This window comes from Nostoc sp. NZL (assembly GCF_015714705.1).
Lineage (GTDB): Bacteria > Cyanobacteriota > Cyanobacteriia > Cyanobacteriales > Nostocaceae > Nostoc > Nostoc foliaceum_A.
This window is the reverse complement of the sequence record NZ_WBKL01000074.1, coordinates 1-12964: the sequence shown is the minus strand read 5'-3', so window position 1 is coordinate 12964 and position 12964 is coordinate 1. Positions and strand designations below refer to the sequence as shown.

Genomic DNA, 12964 nt, shown 5'->3' with positions numbered 1-12964 from the left:
ATGGACGGATCTGGAGAAACACCACCCCAGTTAAAGTTCACCGTCGCATCTGTGCGAGTTTGCTTCAGGTTGGTGAAGTCGATGTTGTCGTAGTACTCTCCTTTGAGTCCGTTGCCATTTCCAGGTGTAGGTATGTTGACATTACTATACAGTTGGGACTGGGGAATGATTTCTTTGGTCTGAGAGGAGCTTGACCAAGCTAGTTGGGAAACAGCAGAGTACTGATTTTCGTAGTATTCGAGTTTAATCTCGTACTTTTGACCTGCAACCAGTGCGATCGCGCCGCTGTGTTCTGTGGCGGATTGATTGACAAACTTATTGATGATTTGCTGACCATTCACCCACAGTCGCACCCCATCATCAGCAGTGGTGTAGAAATTGTAAGTCTCGCTGTACTTGGCTTCTACCTGACCTGTCCAACGCACTGAGAACGTATCTGCACCAATGGACGGATCTGGAGAAACACCACCCCAGTTAAAGTTCACCGTCGCATCTGTGCGAGTTTGCTTCAGGTTGGTGAAGTCGATGTTATCGTAGTACTCTCCTTTGAGTCCATCTCCCTGAGATAGCATACTGGCGCTAGCCCGAGCCGAAATATTAGATTGTGCCGGATCAATCGTTTGTAGAGATGATTTATTACTATCTATTGGACTTGGAGATGTTGACAACTGTTGGTTAAGACCTTGCTTCTGTAAATCATTCATTGAGATATATGCCTCACAATAGTGCTAAAACTAATTCCATAATCAATGCTTTCGGATTAGTTTTATATTGAATATTTTCAACAAAAAATTCGGAATTATTTTAGCTTAAATATATTTATAGGCTAATCCTTTGCCTATTGATATATTTATTAATGCTGATTCTCTTTCAGTGAATTGCTGATATAATTATTTTATTTTATCTATGCTCCTTTGCTGATTTTTCCCACTCTGCTATCTATTTGGCTCAACATAAAAATAGGATGAATTAATATACCTTGCTATATTTTCCCTAAAAGCAGGTATATATAAAAACGTGTATGCCAATAAATATTAGAGATTACTCAAAGGGTGTATTACCCCTTATGAATCTTTGTTTCCTTCCGACCAATTTCTGAGTTTTTGATGCATGTAAATTTGCCAAACTGAATTTACATGCATCAAAATTCATAAATTCTCTTTTTTCAGAGCCTCTAATCTCACTAATGTGCAGGTGCATAAAGTTGAGGCGAAGCAAGACCCAAGTGGGGTAGATATATACTTAGGTAATTAAAAGTGAGAATTTACATTTTTAAGTTTAGGGATTGTTTTTAGATGAATCAATTATATATTTGACAATAGATCACCGTGTTATGTCTATCTTTGTTGTGGAACTTTGTTTAAATATTCACATTGATCTATACCTTTTTAAAGGAATATCAAAGTTTTAATTATTTTTAAATAAAAATTCCCAATCTACCGGATGATCTCATGTTTTTTAACCGCATAGTTATTATTTATATAAAAATTGTGTAAAGAAAATTTTAACATTTAAAGATTTGAACAAGAATTATTTATCTATGCTTGATATTAGCTAAAAATTCATATTTTTGTTACAAGAACCAGCAGAGATATAGTAGTAATCTAAAGTCAGTGGAGCGAAAAGTTTTGCAAAAGCCTCATCAGTCAGGAATTTAAGCTAGGGAATACAATCTGTTAGAATTGCCCGATTATCATACTTATTCGAGTAAAGCTGTTGTAGGTAGACTATCCAGCGATCGCAAAGAATTATTAGCTTCCGAAACCTTATTTTGTTAATTTACAAAACTTTTCAATTTACTCAAAGTCGGAAAAATTACAAGTTTGACGTTGCAGATTCCCACTTTCCCCTAGACTAAGGGCAGCAACCTTGTTCAAACTGGCTGAGGAAAGTGGACTTTGACTGAGACAAACAATTTAAACTCTACCATCCAGAATGTCTCACGCAGGGAATTGCGAGATTTAGTGCGGACTCAGCTGCAAATGCTCCTAGAAGCGGGAGACTTGCAGGGAGCAAAAGCTATTCTCGTACCTGTGCAGCCTGCGGATATTGCCGAGGCGATTGAGGGCTTACCGGAAGCGATGCACGCTTTGGCTTTTCGCCTGCTTTCTAAAGATGAGGCTATTGAGGTTTATGAATATCTCGACTACAGTGTTCAAGAACGGTTAATCGAGGAACTTAAAAGTCAAGAAGTCCGCGATATTGTCGATCAAATGTCGTCGGATGACCGAGCTAGGTTATTTGATGAATTACCAGCGAAAGTCGTTAATCGCCTGCTAGAACAACTGAGTCCAGCAGAACGCCAGGCTACAGCCCAACTATTGGGTTATGAAGCTGATACTGCTGGGCGAATCATGACGCTAGAGCTAATCTCGCTGAAAGAAAACTTTACAGTATCTCAAGCCCTAGAGCGAATTCGCAATTTAGCTAATGCCAGTGAGATGATTTATTATCTTTATGTCATGGATGCGGCAAGGCGCTTAACAGGGATTGTATCGTTACGGGAGTTGGTAACTTCTCAGCCTGAGCAAATTATTGGCGAAATTATGACCCGTGATGTGGTGTTTGTCCACACTGATACAGACCAGGAAGAAGTTGCGAGATTAATCCAAAGATATGACTTTTTGGCTGTGCCTGTCGTAGATCGAGAACAGCGCCTAGTAGGTATTATCACCGTTGATGATGTGATTGATATTCTGCAACAAGAAACCACCGAAGATATCTATGCCTTAGGTGGTGGTGTGCAGTCCGGGGGCGACAACTATTTTCAGATGAATTTACTGGAAATTGCTCGAAAGCGGGTTGTATGGTTATTGGTTTTACTTGTAACCAATACGATCACAGGAACAATTATTAAGTCGCAAGAAGACCTTTTAGCAAAAGTGGTAACACTGACAGCGTTTATCCCTTTGCTGACTGGTACTGGTGGTAACGTGGGTGCTCAATCTTCCACAGTGGTGATTCGCGGGATGAATACTGACGAAATCCGATCGCTTGGCGCATTGCAGGTAATTGGACGGGAAGCGATCGCAGGTGCATTATTAGGAGGAATGTTAGGCACGATCGCTACTGTCTGGGCTTATTTTCTGCAAGGACGATTAGAAGTAGCGATCGCTGTAGGCACTAGTTTGGTAGCTATTTCTCTTTTAGCTTCTATCTCCGGTTCGGCACTGCCGTTTCTATTTCGCTATCTCCGTTTAGATCCGGCATTAATGTCAGCACCATTTATTACCACAGCAGTTGATGTAGTAGGCGTTTTGATTTACTTCAATTTGGCACGGGTAATTTTAAAGTTATGAAAGAGTCATTAGTCATTGGTCATTAGTGAAGAACAAAGTACAAATGACAAATGACTAATTTTACAATTCTGATGCTGTATCTGGAGCAACAATTTCGCCAGTACCCAATTCTAGTATCATGTCCTGGTCAGTAATCAATCCGCTGAGTTCCTTCACTTGTAAATTCATTTCTTCACAAGCTTGTCTGAGTTCTCGTGCAAATTTGTTGAGGTCTTGACCATAGCCACATTGATAAGCAGCAGTTTCAATTCCTTGCTTGGCATTTGCTCTAGCACAATCTACTAGTTCCGTGCCATGCAGTGGTGTAGGAGATGCCATAGACTTACTTATTATTTCTTAAATGTTTGCTGCTAGATAGATTATCAATATTTCAATATTAACTCATCCCTCCAATGGAAGACCATCAGGGTAGAGTTAGAAGTAATTATTTCTTTGTCATTAGTCATTAGTACTTTGTCCAAAATAAATAACCAATGGCCAATGACTAATAACTAATGACCAACTTTTTCACTTATCCATTAACAACTTCTCCGCCATTGACATGTAATACTTGTCCAGAGACATAAGAAGCATCATCAGAGGCTAAAAATACGTAGCTAGGAGCAACTTCTTCTGGTTGTCCGGCTCGTTGCATTGGTACTTGTTTACCAAAAGTTTCAACTTTCTCTTCAGGAAAAGTTGATGGAATTAAAGGTGTCCAAATTGGCCCTGGTGCAACAGCATTAACGCGAATTCCTTTTGGCACCAAATTTTGTGATAAAGAACGAGTAAAAGCAACGATCGCACCTTTTGTAGAAGAATAATCTAGTAGTTGTGGGCTACCTTTATAAGCTGTTACTGATGTGGTATTGATAATAGAACTGCCTGCTTGTAAATGCTTGAGTGCAGCCTTAGTCATGAAAAACATTGAGAATATATTAGTGCGGAAAGTTCGCTCTAGTTGTTCCTTGGTGATTTCTTCGATACTTTCTTTAGGATGTTGTTCGGCGGCGTTGTTGATGAGAATATCAAGTTTACCAAACTCCCCAACTGTCTGCTGGATAGCTTGCTGACAAAAGGTTTCATCGCCAATATCGCCTGCAATGGTTACTGCACGACGACCTTGTTTTTCTACCAAATGTTTTGTTTCTTTGGCATCGTCGTGTTCATTGAGGTAAAGAATCGCCACATCTGCACCTTCTTTAGCAAATGCGATCGCTACAGCACGACCAATACCACTATCTGCACCCGTAATCAATGCTACTTTATTTTGTAACTTGCCACTACCCCTATACTGCTCATCATCTGCTTTGGGTTTTGGCGTCATTTCTGATTCAACACCTGGTGGTTGTTGTTGCTGTGGCGGTTGTAATTTTTGCTCTTTTTGCTCTTTTGATTTAGCCATAGTTTTTGTTTCGGTAATTATTGAATGTAATTGGATATTGGTAAAAACCTTCTCCAGTCTCTAGTCACCATTTCAAAAGTAAACCTTGGATCGAAAATTCAACCCAAGGTTTATTTTTTGCTTTGGCTTTCACTAGCCATTTGCAATTTTAGGCGTTTATACCCCGGATGCTTACCAAACGTACTTCTTGCTGGCAATTGTACGCGGCTTACATTATTTATCCTCACACCTGACACACGCTATTCACCTGACCACGAAAAACAAGTCTACAACTCTCATGCGATGAAGGATTTCTCCTTCTCATCTGCTTTTAAGTTAACTATTATGTTGCTGTACTTTATCGCTCCATAGAGGTAAAATAAGCTGGCATTTGCTCAACCTTAAGACGTAAAATAAATCAAATAAATTAGAGTTGCTGAATTAGTCTACAATCATTGATTGTGCCTCAACAATTGAGCCTTTTTCGTTCAATGAAAATCAAGATTTCTACTTTCTAACTTCGTAGTTGTAAAAATACTTACTTTCATACCAGCGATTTTCGTTAATGTTAATATTTATTTAGGCTGATATCTGCATAGTTGCCTTTTTGCAGACTAAATTCCTTGCACAAGTATCTGACGACTAGTCCGCATAATAGCCCAAAAGCCTATGTGGTGCGCTACATTGAGATTATTAGAGGGTAGGGGTTATGGCAATACTAAATATTTCCGAGTTAGAGCAGATTGAAAAGTTTCACCACTTACAATTAACCCTGAGCGATCGCTGGAAAACGAGCGAGTCATTTGACAATAATGAAGCGGATATTTTAATTATTCCCTCCCTGAGTCTCGATCAGCGCGAACTCCAAAAGATCGAAGGCTGCGAACATTATGAAGAAAGATTACTATTTTCCTTGATTCGGTTGCAGAATCCCCGGACTCGGTTGGTTTATGTAACATCAGTACCTCTGCACCCTAGTATCATTGATTATTATCTGCAACTGTTGCCAGGAATTCCCTTTTCTCATGCTCGCAACCGCTTGCTGCTACTTTCTACTTACGATTCCTCGCTTAAGCCTCTCAGCCAAAAGATTTTAGAACGCCCTCGCCTGCTAAAGCGGATTCATCAAGCTTTGAGGCTAGATAAATCATTTATGATCTGCTACAACTCTTCGCACTGGGAAGGCGAATTGTCTGTAAAATTGGGTGTACCTCTGTATGCTGCCGCACCAGATTTACAGATTTGGGGGACAAAAAGTGGCAGTCGGCAAATCTTCGCCGAAAGCGGAGTACCGCATCCAGATGGCACTGAAAAAATTTGGAACCACACAGATTTAGCAGAAGCTACCAGTGATTTGTGGGAACGCCAACCTACATTAAAAAGGGTTGTAGTAAAACTCAACGAAGGCATTTCGGGAGAGGGAAATGCATTGCTCGATCTTAGACCAATTGAGAATCTAGCACCAGGTATTGGGACTCATGCCGAAAGGATAGCAGCAATTAGCGATCGCTTCTCAACAATGCGCTTTCAAGCAAAAAAAGAAACTTGGGATAATTTTTCGGGAAGAATCCCTGAATTAGGGGCAATTTCTGAGGCATTTGTGGAAGGGGAAATTAAGCGATCGCCCAGCGTCCAAGGACGAATCACTCCCACTGGTGAAGTGGAAATCCTTTCAACCCACGACCAAATTCTCGGAGGCCCAGACGGTCAGATTTATCTTGGTTGTCGCTTTCCGGCTGATGAAAGCTATCGGTTGCAATTACAGCAATTGGGGTTACAAGTTGGCAGAAAGCTAGCAGAGAAAGGCACTTTAGAGCGATTTGGCGTAGATTTTATCACCGTTGACAAGGGTAATGGAGAGTGGGATATTCAGGCGATCGAAATTAATCTGCGTAAAGGCGGTACAACTCATCCATTCATGACCTTGAAATTATTAACGAACGGTCGCTATGACCTTTCCACAGGTTTATTTTATAGTCAGCAAGGTCGGCCAAAATATTACATTGCCACTGATAATCTGCAAAAAGAGCGCTATCAGGGATTATTACCTAATGATTTGATGGATATCATCGCTCACCACAGACTGCACTTTGACAGCGGTACTGAAACGGGTACAGTGTTTCATCTTATGGGTTGCCTTTCGCAGTTTGGCAAGTTAGGATTAACCAGCATCGGTGATTCCCCGCAACAAGCACAAGACATTTATAACAAAGTTGTGAAAGTTCTAGATGAAGAAACCCGCAGCGAAAATCATGATTTATCGGCGGTTTCAAATTATTCCTTTCCTGTAGTTTGGGATGAATATAGTTAATGAATGTCGTTTGCAACACATGAATTGGCTTAGGAGCGTAGATTATGTACATAATCTACGCTCTTGCCTAACGCTCATTAGCTGATTAGTTTTGAATCCCGCTATTAGGTAAACCTTGTTGATTATTTGGCTCTTTACGAGGTTGAATTTGAGTATATATATACGTTACCAATGCTAAAGTCAGCCCAATGGCAAAGACCACTCCCAGGATTCGCAAGAAATTGGGAGACATTCTCGTAGCTAGCTGCCCATTTAGCTTTGGTTGGTAAATAGTGTCATCTGTTGCTACTTGTGGTCTGCCTTGATTGGATGCAGATCGCGGTTGATACAACGTCACATCTGGCGGCACTTGTGGTCTGCCTTGATTGGATGCAGGTCTTGGTTGATACAAGGTCTTATCTGGTGGCACTTGTTGCCCACTCTGATTAGACCCAGGTCGCGGTTGATACAAGGTCTTATCTGGTGGTACTTGTTGCCCACTCTGATTAGCTCCAGGTCGCGGTTGAAACAATGTTTTATCTGGTGGCACTTGTTGCCCACTCTGATTAGACCCAGGTCGTGGTTGAAACAATGTTTTATCTGGCGGCACTTGTTGCCCACCTTGATTAGATGCAGGTCGTGGTTGATATAATGTCACATCCGGTTTGCTGGCATTTGGATTATTCACAGGACTCGGTTGACTTTGCCCAACTGGGTTAAATGGTCTCGGAACGGTTTCGTGATTTGAACCTTGGTTGTATCCAGCTTGAAGGGGAGGAACGGTTTCCTCAGATTGGTTTTGCTCAACTGGTTGAAATGGTCTCGGAACAGTTTCGTGATTTGAACCTTGATTGTATGCAGATGGAGGACGCAGAATAGTATCGTCGTTCGATTGTCTCGGAACAGTTTCGTGATTTGAACCTTGATTGTATGCAGATGGAGGACGCAGAATAGTATCGTCGTTCGATTGTCTCGGAACAGTTTCGTGATTTGAACCCTGATTGTACGCAGATGGAGGACGCAGAATAGTATCGTCGTTCGATTGTCTTGGAACAGTTTCGTGATTTGAACCTTGATTGTAAAAAGGTTGCGGCTCCCCAGTAGCCTGTCCAGGTACACTAGTAGTCCCTGTGGCAAATTTAGCAGCAGCTTGCAAAGCCTGATTCAGTTCTTCTACTGTTGCAAATCGGTTAGCTGGGTTCTTGTGGAGGCATTTCATCACCACAGCTTCCAATTGTACGGGTAAGTGCTCACACCCTGGTTGCGATCGCAGTGGTTTTGGTGGTTCATAAGCATGAGCTAATACCCAAGAAGCTTCACTAATATGACTACCCTTAATGCTGATTCCAAAGGGGTCGGCTGCACTCAGCATTTCATAAAGGATAATTCCTAAACTGTAAATATCACCCCTAGCGTCCAGGTTTTTATCACTTTGGATTTGCTCAGGAGGTGCGTAACGAAACGTACCAATAAATGTACTAGTTATATTTGTAATATTGGAATTTTCTGAAGATTCACTCCGAATTTTGGCGACACCAAAATCCAAAACTTTTACCCACTCTCCCAAATCTGTAGGCACTAAAAATATATTATCTGGTTTCAGGTCACGATGAATTACCTGAATATTTTCAGTGCTTTTTCCTCCATCACGTTGGACAGTCACCCCTTGATGGGCAAGCTGTAGACCTTTGCAAACTTGCGCCATAATCTTCACAGTCCGCTCAACAGATAGCCGCTTTTCGCGTAGCAGTAACTGCCTGAGGGTTTGCCCCCGCAAATATTCCATTACATAAAATGGAAAACCTTCCGGGGTGACTCCACAATCACTAATCTTAACGATGTGGTCACTTTGCAAAGCAGCACAAACTGCCACCTCACGCTCAAAACGCTTTCTCATTTCTTGTGATGCCACCAGCGTATCTTTGAGCAACTTCAGTGCTACCTGCTGACCTACACGGGTATCCGTTGCCAGGAAGACTTCTCCCATGCCACCCCCGGCTAACCGTCTGTCTAAACGGTATCGCTCGTTATCACCTACGAAGCGTCCAATCCAAGAATTTGAAGAAGGTGGGGATTTCATCTGGGGCAACCCATCCTAGTTACTTTAAAGTGTTAACTTTTGTCAGAGATACTACTAGTATTACAAATATGATTGCTTGCTTCGTAACCTTAAGTATTTAGTAATATATGCTACTAGTATTTATCTAATTATACTCAGCTTAACATATTAGTAACTTAAAGTAATGCGAAGAATTTGATAAAATGTTTAAAGTTAAGACCTATGACAGTTGAAATTGGTTCCTGATATTAAGTTAACGCAAATTCGACGAGGGTCGTCCGCGTAACTCTTTTTTCCTGATTTTGAGCTATAGCAGACTCTACTCATCGAATTAAGGTTATTTTTATCTGCCGAGCTGCTAATAAGTAGTAGTGTATCAAGAAATAATTGAGGGGTAGGGATTGTTCGTAGTTTGCACTAAAGCGTAAACTAAGAACCTAGCAACTCAAACTTGACAGACTATTGCTTATGTAATTTTCTATACCGTGCAGATAGTCTCCGTTACAGAATATTTAAAGTTTTGCAAAATATATTCTGTCAATGTGCTCAGGCGTACATGATTGATATGTGCTATTGCCATGAGGAACGAGGATGAGTAATGTGCTCTCTATAGCCGCCGTGACAGCAGTACTAAAAGTCTTGCTGGAAAATGGTTTAGTCAGTGATCCGATCACTGCTAGTGTTGGTGATGTGATTGTAACTGCCCTGCCGCCTGATCGAATTTCAGTTGAAGCTGACGAGCGTGCTCAAATTAACCTATTTCTCTATCAAGTGACGCAGAATCGAAATGTCGATTGGGTATCTCAGGAATTTCGGAGCAGGCACTCACGTATTAATGGAAACCCGCGCTCTCCGACTCCACCACTAGCTCTTGACCTCCATTACTTGCTAACAGCCTATGGAGCCAAGGATTTTCAGGCGGAGCTTCTCCTTGGCTACGCAATGCATTTATTACACAAAACACCAGCTATCACATCGGATATTATTGAGAATACTCTGATAAATGCCTCTACAACCAATACCTCAAGTGCTTTTTCGCAAGCTTTAGCAAGTGTGTCTGTATCCGATTTAGCTGAACAAATTGGGCAGATCAAACTGACTCCAGAGTTTTTTAACATGGAAGAAACTTCTAAGTTATGGTCTGCTTTACAAACACACTATCGACCTTCAGCTACCTATCTGGCATCAATGGTATTGATTGAAAGTAGTAAATCTGACAAATCTGAAAGTTTCTATATGATGCCCTTGTCTCAGCCGAGTATAGAGCAAGTTATGGCTACGGCAAAGACTGAGCAAATGATTGTTGCGGGCACAACATTAGTAATTCGTGGTAAACGGTTACGGGGTGAGATCACACGAGTTCGTTTGGGTAATACGGAGACATTACTAGTACCTCAGGATGTTAAAGAAACGCAAATCAGCTTGTTAGTCCCGCCAGATTTGTACGCAAGTGTGCAGGGTATCCAAGTTGTACATCTAACAATGAACAACGCAGGACAAACGGATTATCTAGTTGAATCAAACGTTGCAACTTTTGTCCTCCATCCAACAATTTCAGCATTTGTCGCTCAAGTTGAAAATAGTGGTGACAATTTACGCACAGCAGAAATTATCGTTAAATTCCAGCCTAAAGTTGCTAAGGTACAGCGGGTAGTTTTGCTACTTAATGAAGCGTCAGGTGATAGCCCGGTAGCTTACTCTTTCTTGGTTGCACCACGCACCGAAAACACTGATGCAATCACTATTCCTGTCAAAAATGTGAAGCCAGGAACTTATATTGTCCGGGTGCAGGTAGATGGGGCGGAAAGTCCACTGCATAAAAATCAGTCCGGGGAATATGATTCGCCACAGGTGACAATTCTATGAATGCTACGACAAATGACAATTGGGATGAGGCAAACTACCGCTATCTATCAGCAGCCCTAGCTGTGGTGCGTGGTATTTTAGAAAATCACACGGCAAAAGAGCAAAATCAACCTGAGGAGAAAAACCAAGAGCATTTACAGCAAGCGTTACAGGAAGCTGCTGCTGCTATGCCTGCACCATCGACATTGGAGAGAGTGTGCAAAATGTTTAGCCTCTCACCCTTTGAACGTGATTTGTTGCTGTTGTGTGCAGGTATGGAATTGAATGGAGATTTTGCGAAGTTATGTGCTATAGTCCACGGCGATTCACAACGAGCTTACCCAACCTTAAGTTTAGCTCTGGCAGCTTTACCTAACGTCCACTGGGATGCGATCGCTCCAAACGCTCCCTTACGTCATTGGCGGTTAATTCAAATTGGTGACGGTCATTCCCTTACTCTTAGTCCCTTGAGAATTGACGAGCGGATTTTACATTATTTAACGGGTATTCAATATCTTGACGAACGATTAGCTGGCATCATTGAGCCATTAAAAGAGGTTATTGATTTAGTACCCTCGCACCAAGATTTAGCAGAGCGAGTAGCAGCAGTTTGGTCGCAAGCTTACAAGGTTAATAGCTTGCCAATCGTTCAGTTATGTAGTAACGAAACTGCCAGCAAACGTGCCATTGCCGCTACAATTTGTCAGAGCCAGGGTTTAAGCCTGTGGGTAATGCCTGCACAAGTCATTCCCTTAGCACCTGGCGAGTTAGATAATCTCATCCGCCTATGGACTCGTGAGACGATTTTAAGTAGGTGTGCGTTACTAATAGACTGCAACGATCTAGATACTAATGATACAGCGCGGCTGAATGCGATCGCTCGGTTCATTGAACGCACAAACGGCTTTTTAATAGTCACGAGTCGGGAACGGATCGGCTTATCACAATGCCTAGTAGTTAATTTTGACGTACATCAACCAACTATCAAAGAACAAGGCGCAGTTTGGCAAGATGCACTAGGTGCAATCGCACCGCAAATGAACGGGCAAGTTAAAACCCTAGTGGATCAGTTTAACCTAAGTGCCGCAACCATCCGCGCTGCTTGTGCAGAAGCTATAGGGCAGTTAGCACAAACACCGGAAAACGATATCACTAGCATTTTATGGGATGCCTGCCGTGTGCAAGCACGTCCGCGCTTGGATGAACTAGCCCAGCGAATTGAGCCATCTGGTGATTGGGAAGACTTAGTATTACCAGAGACACAGAAACAAGTTCTCCGGGAAATTGCGGCTCATGTGCGTCAACGGAGTACTGTATATAACAATTGGGGGTTTGCTGCGAAGAGTGCGCGAGGATTGGGAATCAGCGCTTTATTTGCAGGTGCTAGCGGCACTGGTAAAACCTTGGGAGCAGAAGTGCTGGCCCATAAATTGCGCCTCGACCTTTATCGCATTGATTTATCGTCGGTAGTCAGCAAATATATTGGCGAGACAGAGAAGAATTTGCGCCGGGTATTTGATGCTGCTGAACAAGGCGGGGTAATTTTGTTATTTGATGAAGCTGACGCTTTATTTGGCAAACGGAGTGAGGTTAAAGATGCCCGCGATCGCTATGCAAACATCGAAGTTAGCTACCTATTGCAACGGATGGAAAGCTACCCAGGTTTAGCAGTCCTGACTACTAACTTGAAGAGTGCAATTGATACAGCTTTTCTGCGGCGCATTCGCTTTGTAGTGCAGTTCCCCTTCCCCGATACAACGCAACGAGCCGAGATTTGGCGACGCGTCTTTCCAGCCGACACCCCAACCGCAGATTTAGATGCTCTGCAACTAGCACGACTCAATGTCGCTGGGGGTAATATCCGTAACATAGCCTTAAATGCAGCTTTCCTCGCTGCCGATGCTGGGGAACCAGTGCAGATGAAACACGTGTTGCGGGCTGCTCAGACAGAATATACCAAATTAGAGAAGCCTTTGACTGAGGCGGAAGTTGGGGGGTGGATGTGAAGGAGGCAGGAGGCAGAAGGCAGAAGCTTTTTATATGTGATGCGTGAGTCCTGCGTTTTGTACTTTACCTAAATCGGAGAGAAGGCTCCCGCCATAATCTCT

Annotated in this window: 8 protein-coding genes; 4 read left to right on the top strand and 4 right to left on the bottom strand. The window is 42.3% G+C overall.

What is annotated here, in order from left to right; translation table 11 throughout:
* The coding region (locus tag F8R90_RS11015; RefSeq protein ID WP_196510768.1) for a PA14 domain-containing protein at positions 1 to 704 on the bottom strand (704 nt) is incomplete at its 3' end.
* Between the two features lie 1194 nt (positions 705 to 1898).
* Here F8R90_RS11015 and mgtE point away from each other — a divergent pair.
* Positions 1899 to 3299 carry a magnesium transporter gene (mgtE, locus tag F8R90_RS11010; protein WP_190889558.1) on the top strand — a complete coding sequence of 467 codons (1401 nt, stop codon included), beginning with the start codon at positions 1899 to 1901 and terminating at the stop codon, positions 3297 to 3299.
* A 60-nt stretch (positions 3300 to 3359) separates the two neighbouring features.
* Here the strand turns inward: mgtE and F8R90_RS11005 are convergent, their stop codons facing one another.
* Both F8R90_RS11005 and F8R90_RS11000 read right to left on the bottom strand, forming a co-directional pair.
* The gene (locus tag F8R90_RS11005) at positions 3360 to 3617 is read right to left on the bottom strand and encodes a hypothetical protein (RefSeq protein ID WP_190889560.1); all 258 of its coding nucleotides are present in this window, start codon (positions 3615 to 3617) and stop codon (positions 3360 to 3362) included.
* Positions 3618 to 3810: 193 nt separating this feature from the next.
* Positions 3811 to 4683, bottom strand: coding sequence for an SDR family oxidoreductase (locus tag F8R90_RS11000; RefSeq protein WP_196510767.1), 873 nt, complete (start codon positions 4681 to 4683; stop codon positions 3811 to 3813).
* Between the two features lie 688 nt (positions 4684 to 5371).
* Between F8R90_RS11000 and F8R90_RS10995 the strand changes: the two genes are divergently transcribed.
* Positions 5372 to 6973: a peptide ligase PGM1-related protein gene (locus tag F8R90_RS10995; RefSeq protein WP_196510766.1), complete on the top strand. Its 1602-nt coding sequence runs from the start codon at positions 5372 to 5374 to the stop codon at positions 6971 to 6973.
* Between the two features lie 85 nt (positions 6974 to 7058).
* Here F8R90_RS10995 and F8R90_RS10990 read toward each other — a convergent pair whose 3' ends face one another.
* Positions 7059 to 9032, bottom strand: coding sequence for a serine/threonine protein kinase (locus tag F8R90_RS10990; protein ID WP_196510765.1), 1974 nt, complete (start codon positions 9030 to 9032; stop codon positions 7059 to 7061).
* 570 nt (positions 9033 to 9602) lie between these two features.
* Here F8R90_RS10990 and F8R90_RS10985 point away from each other — a divergent pair.
* Together F8R90_RS10985 and F8R90_RS10980 are read left to right on the top strand one after the other, a co-directional pair.
* Entirely contained in the window at positions 9603 to 10877 is a 1275-nt protein-coding gene (locus tag F8R90_RS10985; RefSeq protein ID WP_196510764.1) for a DUF4255 domain-containing protein, read from the top strand.
* A complete protein-coding gene (locus F8R90_RS10980; protein ID WP_196510763.1) occupies positions 10874 to 12862 on the top strand; it encodes an ATP-binding protein in 1989 nt (662 codons plus the stop codon). Before F8R90_RS10985 ends, F8R90_RS10980 begins: the two co-directional genes overlap by 4 nt.
* The last annotated feature ends 102 nt before the right edge of the window (positions 12863 to 12964 follow it).